This window comes from uncultured Ferrimonas sp., assembly GCF_947489035.1.
Classification (GTDB): domain Bacteria; phylum Pseudomonadota; class Gammaproteobacteria; order Enterobacterales; family Shewanellaceae; genus Ferrimonas.
In genome coordinates this window covers 37694-52868 of record NZ_CANLCI010000001.1, presented here as the reverse complement: position 1 = coordinate 52868, position 15175 = coordinate 37694, and the positions used below count along the sequence as shown (strand labels likewise).

The following is a 15175-nucleotide window of genomic DNA, read 5'->3' as shown; positions in this document are numbered from 1 at the left end:
CTTTTTTTCTTGGCGATCTGCGCCCTTAGATAATGCGGTTTTGCTGCAATTTTTCCGCCCGTTCGGCGTCGGCCATCTTCTTTTTGCGTTTATCGCACGGCTCGGGACAATCGCAGGCTTTGTCGATGCCGACATTGCCTAGGCCACCACAAGAGCCGCCAATGGTCTTACGTTTGATGATGTAGCCAATCGACATGGCCACAATCACCAGCAAGAACACCACAAAGGTGGCAATAAATTGAGTCATAACTGCAGATCCTTATCTAAGGTGCGTTGGCGCGAACAGGGCGTCGCGCCAGCTCAGCTTAATCTTTATGGCAACGATGATAACGGATAACGGCATGGTCAGCGCTATCGCCGTTGCCAACGGAATCGATTGGCTTAATCGCCGAAGTCGTCCAGCAAGATGTTTTCATCTTCCACCCCAAGATCTTTAAGCATCTTGATCACCGACGAGTTCATGATTGGTGGCCCACACATGTAGTACTCACAATCTTCCGGTGCCTTGTGATCTTTTAAGTATTGCTCGTAGATCACATTGTGGATGAAGCCGGTGTAGCCGTCCCAGTTGTCACTTGGCAACGGATCCGACAGCGCCACGTGCCACTGGAAGTTGTCATTCTCTGCGGCCAGCTGATCAAAATCTTCTTTGTAGAAGATCTCACGCACCGAGCGCGCGCCGTACCAGAAGGTCATCTTGCGCTTGGTGTTTACCCCTTTTAACTGGTTAAACACGTGAGAGCGCATCGGTGCCATGCCCGCACCGCCACCAATGAACACCATTTCGGCTTCGCTTTCTTCTTTTACAAAGAATTCGCCAAACGGGCCCGAGATGGTCACCTTGTCACCGGCTTTCAAGTTAAAGATGAACGACGACATCTTGCCCGGTGGCAGATCGTTGCTTGGCGGCGTAGCAATACGCACGTTCAGCATGATCAAGCCTTTCTCGTCGGGGTAGTTGGCCATCGAGTAAGCGCGCAGTACGTCTTCGGTTACCTTGGATTCCAAGCTGAACAGATCGTACTTTTCCCAGTCGTCACGGTATTCGCTAGGAATATCGAAATCGCGGTAGCTAACGTGGTGAGCAGGGGCTTCAATCTGAATGTAACCACCGGCCTTGAACGGCACCTCTTCCCCTTCTGGGATCTTCAGGCGCAGCTCTTTAATGAAGGTGGCAACGTTGTCGTTGGACACCACCTCGCACTCCCACTTCTTCACCCCAAAGATCTCATCTTCGATCTCCAGCTCCATGTCGCCTTTAACCGCAACCTGACAGGCCAAACGACAGCCTTCTTTGGCTTCTTTTTTGGTGATGTGATCACGTTCGGTGGGCAGAATGTCGCCGCCACCGGATTTTACGTGCACTCGACACTGGCCGCAGGTGCCACCGCCGCCACAGGCGGATGGGATAAAGATGTCCTTCGCCGCCAATGCGCCCAGCAACTTGCCGCCCGCTGCCGACTTAACGGATTTTTCTGGATCGTCATTGATGCGCAGCGAGACGTCGCCACTGGCCACCAACTTGCTTTTGGCGAACAAAATCACCGCAACCAACAGGAGCACCACGATGGTGAACATGCCGATACCGATTGCCATTTCCATTGTATCTACCTTCTAAAAAATGGGTTACAGCGACACGCCAGCGAAGGACATAAAGCCCAGCGCCATCAAGCCGGTGGTGATAAAGGTGATGCCAATGCCTTGCAAACCTTCAGGGATGTTGTGGAACTTCAAGCGTTCACGCAGGCCAGCCAGCAGCACAATCGCCATGGCCCAGCCGGTGCCGGAACCCAAGGCAAACACCATCGATTCCGCCATGTTGTAATCGCGGTTGGCCATAAAGATAACCCCAGCGAAAATGGCGCAGTTTACGGTCAGCAGCGGCAGGAAGATCCCCAGCGTTTGGTACAGCGCCGGCATGAACTTATCCAGCACCATTTCCAAAATCTGTACCAGCGCGGCAATCACCCCAATAAAGGTGATCAACTGCAGGTAGCTTAAGTCGAGGGTGGCCAGATCACTGGAGATCCACGCCATCGCACCTGGCTTTAAGAAGTTGGTGTAGATCAATTGGTTTACTGGCACTGCCAGCATCATCACCACAATAACGGCGATGCCCAAACCGAACGAGGTTGACACCTTTTTCGATACGGCCAAGAAGGTACACATCCCCAAGAAGAAGGAGAGTGCCATGTTGTCGATAAAGACCGCCTGCACAAACAGGCTAATGTACTGTTCCATTCGAGTTCCTTAGCGTTTGCGCTGTACGACGTTGATGATCCAGATCATCAGGCCGATCAAGAAGAAGGCACTGGGTGGCGAGGTAAACATCTCGTTGGCCAAGTAGAAGCCGCCGTTTTCAACGGTGGTCAGCACTTCATGGCCAAACAAGGTGCCCTTGCCGAACAGTTCGCGGACAAAGCCAACCCCCAGCAAAATCACGCCGTAACCCATGGAGTTGCCTAAGGCATCCACCACCGACATCCACGGGCTGCTCTTCATCGCAAAGGCTTCAGCACGGCCCATCACAATGCAGTTGGTGATGATCAAACCGACGAAGACCGACAACTTCTGCGACAGTTCGTAGGCCACGTCTTGCAGCACCATATCCACCACAATCACCAGCGAGGCGATCACGGTCATCTGCGCGATAATGCGTACGCTGTTGGGGATAAAGTTACGCAGTAAGCTGATGAACAGGTTGGAGAACACCAGAACGAAGGTCAGCGCTAAGGTCATCACCAGCGCGGTTTCCATTGAGTTGGAGACCGCTAAGGCGGAACACACCCCAAGCACCTGCATGGCGATCGGGTTGTTGGCGAAAATTGGTGAGGTCAGCACCTGTTTGGTTGCGTTGCTCATGTTACGCCTCCGTCTTTAAGCTGTTTAGGAAGGTTTGGTAACCCTCTTTGCCAAACCAGAACTTGACCGAGCGTTGTACGCCACGGCCAGACATGGTGGCACCAGACACGCCATCCACGCCGTGTACGTCACCGGGCTTAGCGCCACCTTTAACCACTTTCAGCTTCAGCTTGCCTTTGGCGTTAAAGATTTTTTTGCCTTTCCAGGTGTCGGTCCACTCGCTGGTGGTGAGGTAATCGGTTAACCCTGGGGTTTCACCGTGCTCCGAGATAACGATGCCTTCAATGGTGTTGAAATCCGGCTGAACGGCGATGTAGCCGTAGATCACCGACCACAATCCCTTGCCGTGAATTGGCATCACCACCGAGCTCAGCTTGCCGCTGTCGTCGATAACCTTAAACACCCGCGCTTGGTTCGCGCGGCGTTTGATTTTGGCGGTGTCTTTCTTCGGCTTGATCGAGGTTTCTTTGTTTACCGCAGCCATGCGATCGTCAAAGTCCAAGACCGTGTTGGCGTCTTCGCTGGCCACGGAGCCGTCGTTCAAGTTGATCAGCAGCGGCTGGACGCGCTCGGCAAACAGCTCGTTAACGTTGTCGCCTTGAATGTTGGCGGCAACCAATACGTAGCGTTTCATTTCGCTGCGTTTCTTTGCCAATTTGCGTTCTTTCAATACTTCGGCGGTGCCGGTGATCATAAAGGAACAGATCAGGCACAGCAGGGCGGAGAAGATAAAGGTGCCCGCCACACTGTCTTTGTTAAAGGCCATGACGTGCTTTTCTCCGCTTGATGTTGGCTTGGATAGCAAGGTAATCAAAAATGGGGGCCCACAGGTTGGCGAACAAAATGGCCAACATCATGCCTTCGGGCATTTTCGGGTTGGCAACGCGGATCAGCACCGCCATTACGCCAATCAAGGCACCGTAAGCGAACTTACCTTTGTTGCTGTAGGCGGTGGTGATTGGATCGGTGGCCATAAACATCATGCCCAGCGCAAAACCGCCGGTCACCAGATGCCAAGTCCATGGCATCGCGAACATGGCGTTGCTGCTAGAACCAATGCTGTTGAACATCACTGCCGTGGCCACCATCCCCAGAAAGACCCCAGCGACGATGCGCCAGTTGGCTAAGCGGGTCAGCAGCAGCAAGGCGCCGCCCAACAAGATCGCCAGCGTACTGGTTTCGCCAATGGCGCCAGGGGTAAAGCCTAAGAAGGCGTCCAACCACTGGGGATCGCTAAAGGCGTCGCTCCAGCTGTAATCGTTAAAGCGCAGCGTTTTCGCGGCCACCTGTGCCAAGTGGGTCGCGCCAGAGAAACCGTCAACCGCCACCAGCTGGGCTTTCGCCGCAAACACCTTGGGGTAGGCGAAGTAGATAAAGGCCAAGCTGGCCAGCGCGGGGTTTAAGAAGTTGGTGCCCATGCCACCAAACACCTCTTTGCCCATCACTACCCCGAAGGTTAAGCCCATGGCCACCATCCACAGTGGGGTGTTGACCGGCAAAATCATCGAAAACAGCAGCGCGGTAATGAAGAAACCTTCTTGCAGCTCCTGCTTACGCACGCGGGCAAAGATCACTTCCCAGAACAGACACACCGCCAAAGCGGTTAAGTAGATCGGGGCGTAGAAGCTGGCGCCGTACAGCAGTAACGAGGCACCGGTTGATTGTTCGGATAAGGCGCCAAACAGGGCGTTAAACGGCAGCAGTTGCCACGCATCGGCGGCGGCACTGCCATTGATGATCGCTTGCTGCGCTTGAAAGCCGAGGTTGTACATGCCAAACAAGATGGCCGGTAACAGGCAGATCATCACCATGTGCATGGTGCGCTTTACATCCAGACCGTCACGCACGTGCACGCGGCCCTTGGTTGGGCGGGCGTTGGCGATAAACAACGACCGTAGGTAACTCTTCATTGAGTGACCGTGGGCGTAGTAAGCGTCTTGAGTTTTGTTGGTTTGGCCGCTCATTAGCCCTCCTTCTCAATGATTTCGAGGCAGGTACGCAGCTCTTTGCCAAAGTCGTACTTACTTGGGCAAACAAAGGTGCATAGCGCTAAATCTTCTTCGTCTAATTCCAGTGCGCCCAGCTCTTGGGCTTCATCGGTGTCTTGGGCGATAAGATCGCGCACCAAAATGGTGGCTAAGATATCCAATGGCATCACGCGATCCAGCTGCCCCATGGCCACGACCATGCGCTCAGAACTGCCGGCGTTGGTGGTCATGTGGAACTTCTTATCGCGACTAAACAGCGACAACATGGTGCGGGTGATCGAGAAGCGTTCACGGCCCGCGTCTGCCCAAGGCAGCAACTGGTGCTGATTGTCTTCTGGCAAGGCGGTGATTTGATTGTGGAATCGACCTAAGAAATCGTGCGCGCCGCTGGCGGTGTGGCCAGACAGCACCGAACCGGAAACCACACGGCAGGGTTCGTTCAGTTCGTTCGCCAGATTTGGGGTCAGTTCTGCCCCCAACACGGTGCGGATCATTCGCGGTTGTTTCACGCTTGGGCCAGCTAACGACAGCACGCGTTCGGTGCACAGGCTGCCGGTTAAGAACAGCTTGCCGAAGGCGATCACATCTTGATAGCCGATGTGCCAAACGCTGCGCTCTAGGTTGACCGGTAACAGGTGGTGGATGTGGGTGCCGACTAACCCGGCAGGGTGCACACCACCAAAGCGTTGGCTGTGTACCTGTGGCAAGTCTTGGCCAGGCAGATCGCCGTTGTCGTCGTGGCACAGGTACACCTTGCCGTCGGTCAGCTTGGTGAGCACCTTGATACCAGCCCGAAACGATTCAGGTTGTTCTGCGATGATTTGGCGTGGATCCGCCGCCAAAGGATTGGTGTCCATGGCGGTAACGAAGATCCCTGCTGCCATCGATTCCGGCGCCGGCACCTTTGAAAACGGGCGAGTGCGTAGGGCAGTCCACAGGCCGCTCTCAATCAAGTTCTGCTTGGCATCCACTCGGCTGAGGGTGCTGAGGTTGTCGCAGCGGGCAAACGGCTTTTGCTCATCGCCGGTTACTTCGATAACCACCGATTGCAACACGCGGCGTTCACCACGGTTAATGGCCACCACCGTACCGGCCGCTGGCGCAGTAAACAGCACGCCGGGGGTTTTCTTATCGGTAAACAAAGGCTGGCCCTTGATCACCTTATCGCCGACTTCGATCAGCATCGATGGCTTAAGGCCAACGTATTCTTCACCCAGCACAGCAACACGACTTGGGCGCAACACCCCGTCGATCACCTGCTTAGGTGCACCAGCGATTGGTACGTCCAATCCCTTGGTAATGGTTATTATTTGGTTTGAAGAGTTCGTCATCGACACATCAACCGCTAAAAAATTTGGGTAAACGATGATAAATCTTCACAACTTTGGCTTCCGCCTATGGGGTCACACTTTGGCGTTCAAAAATGGGTTATATCGAACAAAATTGCGTTGATTTTCAGTTTTGGTGCTGAATGGAATTTTTGCATTTTTTAAAAAACAGAATAAAAAACAACGCCTTGGTATTTATTGAGCGTTTTCGAAGGTGATTCTGTTAACAATCTCAAGTCTATTTTGTGGTTTTATTACATAAACTCAATTGCCGTGGTGGTGGGCGTTACTGCTATCTGTTTGGTTTAGTTTGCCCTTTTTTGCGTGCTGGGGCGGCGCCAGGAAATTAACAATGTGATCTCGATCGGCGCTGCTGTTTTTTGCGGCAAGCAACCGAGGGGGAATACCAGCGCTGGCGTTGGCCGCAAGCGGAAATGGATCGCAGCCCGGGCCGTGGTTTTTGTTACTATCCGCTCAGATTGAGCGAGTATTGGCGCGATGGCGCGAGATAAAGGATGTGCAGCAGATGATGTTAATTACGGGCGCCAGCTCTGGTTTAGGTGCCGCTTTGGCGCAACAGTACCCACAGCAACCGCTGTTGCTCAGTGGCCGTGATCAGCAACGGCTTGACGCGGTTGCGGCCGCGTGCCGCAGTCAGGGCAATTCGGCGGTTGCGGTGCAAGTGGCGGATCTCACCGACGCCAGCTCGGTGGCGCAGCTGTTTGACCAGCTCGGGGATGAAGTGCCAACCACCATCATTCATTGTGCCGGCAGCGGTTACTTTGGCCCTCTGGCAGAACAAGATCCGGCGCAGATCCAAGCGCTGATCAATAACAACCTCTTGTCGGCCACCTTGGTGTTGCAGCAGGCGGCGCGGCGTTATCAGGATAAGCCGGTCACGGTGGTGGTGGTGATGTCGACCGCAGCGCAGGTGGCCAAGGCCGGGGAAACCAGTTACTGCGCGGTAAAGTGGGGGGTGCGTGGTTTGGTGGAATCGCTGCGGGCTGAACTGAGGGGCAAGCCGATGAAGCTGATTGCGGTGTATCCCGGCGGCATGGCCACCGAGTTTTGGCAAACCAGCGGCAAAGCATTGGACACCTCGGGCTTTATGAGTGCCGAGGAAGCGGCGCAGATGGTTGCTGGCGCACTGCAATCGAGCGCCCACGGTTTTGTTTCTGACTTAACGGTGAACCGCGGCTGATTTGTTCTAGTTCGCGCAGATGCCACAACCCGATCGACACTTAATATTCCACAATTGAATATACACACTTGCACGAATGTGCAAGTGTGTATATTATCCAAATCTCTTTTTACTTGTTAGAGATTACAATTTTGGATACTAAATTATTTATTGCGTTCAACGAGTTCTTTTATGTAGCGAAAGGCTTAGTCCTCATCATCGCCATCGTGTCACTGTTAACCGGCATCATGCGCGAATACATCCCCCAAGAAAAACTCCAATCAACGCTGACTAAACACGATAAATGGGGAACCCTTTTGGGCGCATTGTTTGGCATGTTAACTCCATTTTGTAGTGCTGCAGTTGTGCCTGTCACCATGGCAATGGCATCAATGGGAGTATCACTGGGCACGGTAATGAGCTTCATTATTTCTGCACCACTGTGTAACTTCATTGTATTAGCGATGGTGTATGCCGCGTTCGGATTGAAGATCACCGTGGTGTACTTCTTGGTGACGTTCACCGCAGCGGTACTGGGTGGCTATTTGATTTCCAAGTCGCCTTGGAAAAATGAAATCAAACGTGCCGATGAACTGGAAGACAACAAAGATAAAGGATGCGGCAGTAACGCTTCTGCCTGCGGTGCAGCACCTTCTTCTACCTCAAAAATGCGTAATGCAATGGGTGGCGCTTGGTCTTTGTTCAAACGAATCATCCCATACGTATTGCTGGGCGCGGCGATCAGCGGGTTCTCTGCGGTTTATCTACCAGCAGACTTGGTAGAGAAATATGTGGGTGGCGACAGCTTCCAATCTATCGTGGTGGCTTCATTGATTGGTATCCCGCTTTACTTACGTATCGAGATGGCGATTCCGCTGCTTAACGTGTTAATAGCTAAAGGGATGGGCTTAGGTGCCGCATTGGCACTGATCATTGGCGGTACAGGTGCCAGTTTGCCTGAAATCGCGTTAGTATCTGCAGTTCTAAAAAGAAAAGCCGTAATCGCGTTTGTGGGAATAGTCTTAACTACGGCCATCATTGGTGGCGCTATCTTCCAATACGTTGTGTAAAATCGGTTACTCAGAACAATATAAAACATCGCGCCACCCACAGAGCGTGGCGCAACTAAGTTGGATGGCTAAAACCATGATGGATGAAAAATACATTGACTCGCTAAAAGCCTTATCAGAACCAAATCGACTGCGATTGTTCTGGCTGTTCCTGCATGTTGATGAATGCATGGCAGTGGCTGAAGCAATGGACATCATTGGTGAAACTCAATACAACGTATCTCGTAACCTGAAAATGCTCTACAAAGCGGGACTGCTGAACCACGAGAAAAAGGGAAAGTGGGTGTTCTACACCTTAAAAGAACAAACCGCCCCGCATTGTAAAGCTTTGGTCGACTCAGTAAGACATTTACCCGAAGACGACTTCAAAGAATTGGTCAAACGCTGTCTTATTCGATTATCAATGAGAGTAGATGGCGAATGTGTTATTGGCCCAGACAGCGAGATATGGCACAAAAAAATTAGCTGAACCGCGGCTGATTTGAGCCGTTACGGTGTCGCAAAAAAGCCCCTAACGCTAGGGGCTTTTTTGATCAGGGTAGGTTGTGGTGGGATCAGAGGGCACTCAGCAGGGCCACAAACAGCAGCGTAACCAGTACTGAGGTGCAGGCACAGATGGCCCGCGCTGCCCCCCAATGGCAATGGCTTACTGCGCTGTTGTTCTGATCGTCCCACGGCGTTGAACCGCTTTTCTTTAGGCGGAAGTAGCTGTAAATCCGCGTAAACAGAGTAAGCAACGGAATGCCGGCACCTTCCCCTTGCAGCAACACTCCGCCGCTGCGCTTGAAGGCTTCAGGGTAACTTAAATTGCGGCCACTTTGGTGGCGCACCTTGATGCCAAAAATCCACTTGCCTGGGGTTGCGCCAAACAGCGCCACAAACATCGCTTCTATCGGCAGCCACATCAGGTAGAGCATCACCCCCGCAAGCAACTCGTTCTGCATTAGGTTAACCAGATCGTCGGTGAATACCGGCGCGATCAGCGCCAGCACCACCACTAAACACATCAGGATCAAGAGCGCGATCAGCAGCAGATCCACCGTGCGGGCAAACAGGCGCCGCCACGGGTGGTAGTTTTGCGGAGCCGCCGTTGCTGTTGGTTCGGGGCTTGATGCTGGCTCAGCTTGAGCCACGGGCTGCGGTTGAGCTGGGGTAGGCTCAGTCAGGGCTTGACCGCATTGGCGACAAAAATTGGTTTGCGGTTGTGCCTGTTGGCCACAGTGGCTGCAATACATTTCGGTTCCTTAATCGGTTGAAGAGGCAAGATTATCACGCTTTGCTGCAGGGGTTTAATGCTTGTTAGACCAAAGCCTTAACCACTTGGTCGATTCCTCCTAAGGCGGAAATTCGGTAGGGTAAATGGGCACATACCGATGACGCGTACATACGCTCACGCGGCAGCGACCTTCTAGGAGAGCCCCATGACCACCATCGCAATTCGATCAGAAAAACCGGATGACATTAACGCGATCGCCGCCCTCACCAGCGCGGCGTTTGAATCGGTGCCATACAGCGAGCATAACGAGGCGTTGATCATTAATGGCCTGCGCGATTGTGGCGGCTTAACGTTCTCTTTGGTGGCTGAGCAGCAGGGGCAGTTGTTGGGGCATATTGCGGTTTCGGCGGTGTCCATCAGTGATGGCAGCGGCGGCTGGTACGGCATTGGGCCATTATCGGTGTTGCCACAGCATCAACGCCAAGGGATCGGCAGTCGTTTGATGCGCGCTGCCCTAGAGCAATTAGCCGCCATTCAAGCCCGTGGCTGTGTGTTGCTGGGGCAGCCCAGCTATTACCAGCGCTTTGGTTTTCAGGCGGTTGCTGGCTTATCTCTGGAGGGGGTACCCGCAGAGTATTTTATGGCGCACGCCTTAGTGGGGGCGTACCCGCAAGGAAAAGTGACCTATCACTGCGCGTTTAATGTCGCTGCCGCTTAATCGCTGTGGTTGCTGCTTTTGGCTGGGGGAATGCTTACTTCAACCAGCTGCGGCTTAACGCCCAAACCCAAACTCAAACTCAAACTCAAGTCGATGGCGGCAACGCACTTTCACGGTCGCCACGCCTGCGTTTATGGCCAGATTGGGGGCCGAAGGCACTGGCGTCAGCCCAGTAACGGCAAGGCTTACTTGAGCGCGTCTTTAAGCTGGGTCGCGGGTTTAAACGCCGGCAGGGTACGCATTGGGATCTGAATGGTGGCACCGGTTTGCGGGTTGCGGCCACTGCGAGGCAAATGATGGCGGATCTCAAACACCCCTAATTTCGGCACGTAAACGGTTTCACCTTCATGCAAGGCTTGGCTAATGGTGGCTTGCAGTTGCTCAAGGAAGGAGCGACAGGTGGCTTGTGGCAGCTCTGACAACTGGGCCATGCGCTTAATCAGATCAGTGCGGTTCATTCTCGGCTCCGAGCAAAAAGGCGGTGTTATACCGTAATGCTGGCGGGCTTTCGATAGGAGCTGGTGCGTTTGCACAATTGCTGGGCGTTACGGTGGGATAGGCAGACAAAAAAACGACACCTACAGATGAGGTGCCGCAGAATAACCAACAAGGTCTAGTTTGGGAAGGACAAGCTTCGGGGCTAATCATAGGGGGCTTTGTTAATGCAAAGTGTGAGATGGCGCAAGAATGCAGCAAAATGGCTGTGATTTAGTGATATTTTTTAACGGTTTTTTTGTCATGAAACCGCCGTTGATGCTCACTGTGACGTGTTAACAGAAACAAGCGGTGCGATCGGCAGCGGAATTGGTCAAGAGGTGGTCAATAAATGGTCGGGTCGTTTACCAGCAGAGCAATCGCAGCGCCGTACCTAAGTAACGCTGCTGGTTGAAAATTAACCAGTGCGGCAGCTGCGGATCCATTGGGTATAAGCTCATCTTGTTGAGCCTGAACCGCTGTGGTAGTATTCGCCCGCTTTTTTACAAAGCAAAGCAACGGACCTTGGTCGCAAAGGTCCGTTTCTATTTTATGATACTGAGGTAATTATCATGTCTTTGACTCTCGAAGCAAAAGTACGTACTGACCTGGGGAAAGGTGCGAGCCGCCGCCTGCGTCACGCGAACCTAGTTCCTGCCATCATCTACGGTGGTGAAGCTGCACCAGTTTCTATCGAACTGGCACACGATCCTCTGCTGCACGCACAAAACAACGATGAGTTCTACACTTCAGAACTGACCATCGTTATCGACGGCGCAGAAGTAAAAGTAAAAGCGCAAGCTATGCAGCGCCACCCGTACAAGCCTAAAGTAAACCACGTGGATTTCATCCGCGTATAAGCTTTAGCTTAACGGCAAGAAAGAGGCACCCTTCGGGGTGCCTTTTTCGTTTTTGGGCGCGCGCGAACGCCCCGTTCCAGCATTCGACAACTATAGTGTTATCAGCCTGTTCATTTTGCATAAGGATGTGCGTGAATGTCTGATCCGGTTGTTATTGCTACTGCGTGTTGTGCTCTTGGCTAAGCGATCCGTGCGGCTGGTGTGGTTGCCTTTGTGCTTGCTGGCGTTACTGTTGGTGGTGCAGCTTGGGCTCGACCACTTTAGTTTACGGCCCTTATGGCAACGCTACTGGCAAGAGCTGCATCTGCAACAAACTCAGCAGCAGCTGAGTGAACACCAAACTCATCTTGCCCAGATGCTCAGTGCCGAGCCGCAACAGGTTGATGTCGCCCTGACTCAGCTGGCTCAGCAGCAGGCTGTTGAGCAACTGTGGCTGATCAATCGCAGTGGCTTGGTGTTGTTCGGCAGCGATCGCAACGACATTGGCAATCATATCTCGCTGTTGCCCATCGATGTCGCCCAGCATGTGGATCATTGGCGCAACGATAAAGAATCTGGCTTGCATCAGCTGGGTAATAACAGCTTTTGGTTAGGGCAGCTCGAGTCCGATCAAGGCGCGCCCATCTTACTGTTGGCGCAAATCGCGCCGTCGCCGTTGATGACGCCACTGGCGCAATCGCTGTATGACCAGATGCAGCAACTGTGGTTTGTCTTAACCACGGTGCTGACGCTGCTCATCACGGTGCTGTTTTTCTTTACCATCGCCCGCCCAATCCGTCGGCAAGTTCGCATCATTGATGACTTTCGCTTATACCGCCGTACCAGTCCGTTACTTAATGTCGGCTGGCACGAGTTCAAGCTGATTGATGGCAAACTGCAGCAACTGTTTATCGAGCTTACCGACAGCGAGCGGCGGGCGTTACGCCATGCTGAGCAGCTAAAAACCATGTACGACAACATCACCGATGGGGTTTTGCTGGTTGAAAGCCGTGGCACCATTGAATTTGCCAACGATCGGGCAGCACAGATCTTGGGGTTTACTGACGTAGCAGCCCTGCAACGGCACAAACTGCACGAACTGCTGCCGCAAGAGCAGCGCTTAACGGAATGCCAGAGCTTTGATTGGGTTTACTGTCATCCCGATGGCAGCAAGCGCCAACTGCATGTGCAAGTGGAACTGCGGGTGGATCTAGATGGCTGTCGGCAGCAGCTGTTTTTGCAAGATCGCAGTGCTCAGGTGCATGCCGAGCAACAGCTGCGGAAGCAGGCGTTTTATGATCACAGCGGCATTTTGAATCAGGCGGGGTTAGAGCAGTACTGGCACCAGTTGTCGTTAGCTGGCGCCAATGCCGAATTGTGGGTCATGGTGGCGATTGGCATCGACCGCTTGCGGGACATCAATATCTCCTTCGGTTTGGAGATCTCCGATCGGCTTACCCACTATGTGGCCGCCAATTTAAAACGGTTAGCCCCAAGAGGCGGCTTTTGCGGTCGCATCGCCCGCGAACGCTACCTTATCGCTTACCCACTGCAACAAGAGCAGGAAGATCCCCGTAATGTTTGCCATCAATTGACGCGCCACTCGATGATGCGATCGATGGCCATTGGCGGCAAAGCGGTGCGGTTTAGCGTCTCTTGTGGCTACGTCCGTTTGGTCCACACCCATAAGTTCTCGGCCGGTTTGCAGCGCTGTTTAACCGCGTTGGATGTGGCGCAAGAGCGTGGCTTGGGGATGGTGCACAACATCAACGATGAAGAGTTTCGTCAGCACTCGCTGCAAAACCGCACCTTGTTACGGCTGCATAACGCCATTGGTCAGCAACAGTTGCTGTTGTATATCCACCCCAAATTGCGGTTACGGGATCGCAGCATCATTGGTGGCGAAGCCTTGGTGCGCTGGCGCGATAAAGACGGCTGGATCTCGCCGGCGGATTTTATCCCCATGGCGGAACGCGCCGACATTATCCACTACATCGATCAGTACATGATCAATGCTGTATGCCGCTTAATCGTGGCTTTGCGTCAGCGTAACGTGGCGTTGAAGATCGCGGTGAATGTGTCGGCGAAACATTTTGGTCGAGAAGAGTTTCGCCGTTATATGCGCCAAGTGGCGCGGCGCTATCAGCTGCGGCCACACGAGCTGGAAGTGGAGATCACCGAATACAGTTTGCTGCAAAGCGACTCGGGAATTTTCGAATCAATCACCCTGCTTGAACAACTGGGGATCAGCCTTGCCATTGATGATTTCGGCACTGGGGCCTCGAACCTGCAAAGTTTGATTGATCTGCCGATCAAGCATCTGAAAATCGATAAAAGCTTTACCGAACAATTGGTGGGCGAGGGGCGGGGCAAGCCGGTGGTGGAATCGATCTTTGGCTTTGCCAAGCAACTGGGGATTGAGATCACCGCCGAAGGGATTGAAACCGAGCAGCAGTGTCAGGTGCTGAACCAACTCGATTGCGAATACGCCCAAGGTTTTCTGTTCTTTAAACCGATGCCAGAGCAGGAGTTTATTGATTTGGTGGCCGGTAAGACGGCGCCGAGTGTGACGAACGGCTCGACCGCGCTGTCGCCGCAAAAAGCCAAAGCGAAGGCGAAGGTGTATTTTAAAGACGGCGTAGGCCGTGGTCAGCCCGCGGTGGTAACAGCGAATAACACTGGCCAGGGGCGGAGCCAACCGCAGCCCAATGGCGCCGCGCGAACGGCGCCAACCAACAACAAACAAACGCCAACCGACTAACCTAAGTCGAAGCCGCGGCCTATTGGCCGTTAGCTTGTTGCTGCCAACAGTAGGTTAATGCTTGCTCAAAGGTGGCCAGCAGCTGCGCTGGGGTCGGTTGTGGCTCGTCGCTGTTTGCGGCATCGGCGACTTCTTTTGTGGCATTACGCCATGCCAGCGCGTGGGGTTCGTCGGATCCCAAGGTGGCTAGGTAGCCGATAAAGGCCACGCATTCATCCAAATCCTGCAAGGCTTCCTCGTTAAGGTGCTGCTGCCATTGCTCCTGCAAAAAGCGGAACCCATAAACAAACCCGGCGCACCAGTTACGCAGTGGCTGGGTAAGCTGGCGTTGAGCCAGTAGCTCAATCGCTTCATCCAAGGCGGTTGGCAGCAGCTGCTGTTTTTCGTGCAGTTGCTGGTGCAGTTGGTTAAACAGCACAAACAATAAATCCATCTCTTTTTCATCAAAGGGCCAGTGCGATTTGCTTGGCGCCATCGCTGCGATGGCGCAGCTCCAGCCGCTGGGATCCAAACTCTTTGGGTAGCAGTGCAGGTGGGTAAGGAAACCCTGACTCTGCCAGAAGTTCAGGCCACCATGTTGGGCCGCGTCGTCGAGGACGTGAATAAGGCGTTGCTGCTCGGATTTGGATAATTTGTTCTTCATGGGGGCGCTTCTAATGAGTGACCGGTTAAGCATTGCAGAAAATGACATCTTTAGCAGTCAGTGCTGCCACTAGCGTGAGCCAGATCAACTTTGCTG

16 protein-coding genes are annotated in these 15175 nt (G+C 53.3%); 6 read left to right on the top strand and 10 right to left on the bottom strand.

What is annotated here, in order from left to right:
* Positions 1-25: 25 nt before the first annotated feature.
* From nqrM to Q0796_RS00175, 7 genes are all read right to left on the bottom strand, one after another.
* Positions 26-247, bottom strand: a complete 222-nt coding sequence (gene nqrM / locus Q0796_RS00205; RefSeq protein ID WP_298439020.1) for a (Na+)-NQR maturation NqrM — start codon at positions 245-247, stop codon at positions 26-28.
* A 134-nt stretch (positions 248-381) separates the two neighbouring features.
* A complete protein-coding gene (nqrF, locus tag Q0796_RS00200; RefSeq protein WP_298439018.1) occupies positions 382-1602 on the bottom strand; it encodes an NADH:ubiquinone reductase (Na(+)-transporting) subunit F in 1221 nt (406 codons plus the stop codon).
* A gap of 24 nt (positions 1603-1626) precedes the next feature.
* Positions 1627-2241 carry an NADH:ubiquinone reductase (Na(+)-transporting) subunit E gene (nqrE, locus tag Q0796_RS00195; protein ID WP_298439017.1) on the bottom strand — a complete coding sequence of 205 codons (615 nt, stop codon included), beginning with the start codon at positions 2239-2241 and terminating at the stop codon, positions 1627-1629.
* A gap of 9 nt (positions 2242-2250) precedes the next feature.
* Entirely contained in the window at positions 2251-2862 is a 612-nt protein-coding gene (locus Q0796_RS00190) for an NADH:ubiquinone reductase (Na(+)-transporting) subunit D (RefSeq protein ID WP_298439015.1), read from the bottom strand.
* A gap of 1 nt (position 2863) precedes the next feature.
* Complete coding sequence (locus Q0796_RS00185; protein ID WP_298439012.1) at positions 2864-3628, bottom strand: Na(+)-translocating NADH-quinone reductase subunit C; 765 nt, start codon at positions 3626-3628, stop codon at positions 2864-2866.
* Positions 3618-4826: an NADH:ubiquinone reductase (Na(+)-transporting) subunit B gene (locus Q0796_RS00180; protein WP_298439010.1), complete on the bottom strand. Its 1209-nt coding sequence runs from the start codon at positions 4824-4826 to the stop codon at positions 3618-3620. The genes Q0796_RS00185 and Q0796_RS00180 overlap by 11 nt, the downstream gene beginning before the upstream one ends.
* Positions 4826-6181: a Na(+)-translocating NADH-quinone reductase subunit A gene (locus tag Q0796_RS00175; RefSeq protein ID WP_298439008.1), complete on the bottom strand. Its 1356-nt coding sequence runs from the start codon at positions 6179-6181 to the stop codon at positions 4826-4828. Before Q0796_RS00175 ends, Q0796_RS00180 begins: the two co-directional genes overlap by 1 nt.
* 523 nt (positions 6182-6704) lie before the next feature.
* Between Q0796_RS00175 and Q0796_RS00170 the strand changes: the two genes are divergently transcribed.
* The 3 genes from Q0796_RS00170 to Q0796_RS00160 all read left to right on the top strand — a co-directional run bounded on the left by Q0796_RS00170 (position 6705) and on the right by Q0796_RS00160 (position 8897).
* A complete protein-coding gene (locus Q0796_RS00170; RefSeq protein ID WP_298439006.1) occupies positions 6705-7379 on the top strand; it encodes an SDR family NAD(P)-dependent oxidoreductase in 675 nt (224 codons plus the stop codon).
* 86 nt (positions 7380-7465) lie between these two features.
* Positions 7466-8428 (top strand): permease, encoded by a 963-nt coding sequence (locus Q0796_RS00165; RefSeq protein ID WP_298439004.1) that lies wholly within the window; start codon positions 7466-7468, stop codon positions 8426-8428.
* Positions 8400-8897, top strand: coding sequence for a metalloregulator ArsR/SmtB family transcription factor (locus Q0796_RS00160; protein ID WP_298439002.1), 498 nt, complete (start codon positions 8400-8402; stop codon positions 8895-8897). The genes Q0796_RS00165 and Q0796_RS00160 overlap by 29 nt, the downstream gene beginning before the upstream one ends.
* An 85-nt stretch (positions 8898-8982) precedes the next feature.
* Here Q0796_RS00160 and Q0796_RS00155 read toward each other — a convergent pair whose 3' ends face one another.
* Complete coding sequence (locus Q0796_RS00155; RefSeq protein ID WP_298439000.1) at positions 8983-9663, bottom strand: RDD family protein; 681 nt, start codon at positions 9661-9663, stop codon at positions 8983-8985.
* A gap of 186 nt (positions 9664-9849) precedes the next feature.
* Between Q0796_RS00155 and Q0796_RS00150 the strand changes: the two genes are divergently transcribed.
* Positions 9850-10362 carry an N-acetyltransferase gene (locus tag Q0796_RS00150; protein WP_298438998.1) on the top strand — a complete coding sequence of 171 codons (513 nt, stop codon included), beginning with the start codon at positions 9850-9852 and terminating at the stop codon, positions 10360-10362.
* A gap of 185 nt (positions 10363-10547) precedes the next feature.
* On the opposite strand, the gene Q0796_RS00145 is transcribed toward Q0796_RS00150, so the two are convergent.
* Positions 10548-10895, bottom strand: coding sequence for an HU family DNA-binding protein (locus Q0796_RS00145; RefSeq protein ID WP_298438996.1), 348 nt, complete (start codon positions 10893-10895; stop codon positions 10548-10550).
* A 513-nt stretch (positions 10896-11408) separates the two neighbouring features.
* Here Q0796_RS00145 and rplY point away from each other — a divergent pair.
* Entirely contained in the window at positions 11409-11696 is a 288-nt protein-coding gene (gene rplY, locus Q0796_RS00140) for a 50S ribosomal protein L25 (protein ID WP_298438994.1), read from the top strand.
* Positions 11697-11871: 175 nt separating this feature from the next.
* Positions 11872-14436 carry an EAL domain-containing protein gene (locus tag Q0796_RS00135; RefSeq protein WP_298438992.1) on the top strand — a complete coding sequence of 855 codons (2565 nt, stop codon included), beginning with the start codon at positions 11872-11874 and terminating at the stop codon, positions 14434-14436.
* Between the two features lie 19 nt (positions 14437-14455).
* On the opposite strand, the gene Q0796_RS00130 is transcribed toward Q0796_RS00135, so the two are convergent.
* Positions 14456-15079, bottom strand: coding sequence for a UPF0149 family protein (locus tag Q0796_RS00130; RefSeq protein WP_298438990.1), 624 nt, complete (start codon positions 15077-15079; stop codon positions 14456-14458).
* Between the last annotated feature and the right edge of the window lie 96 nt (positions 15080-15175).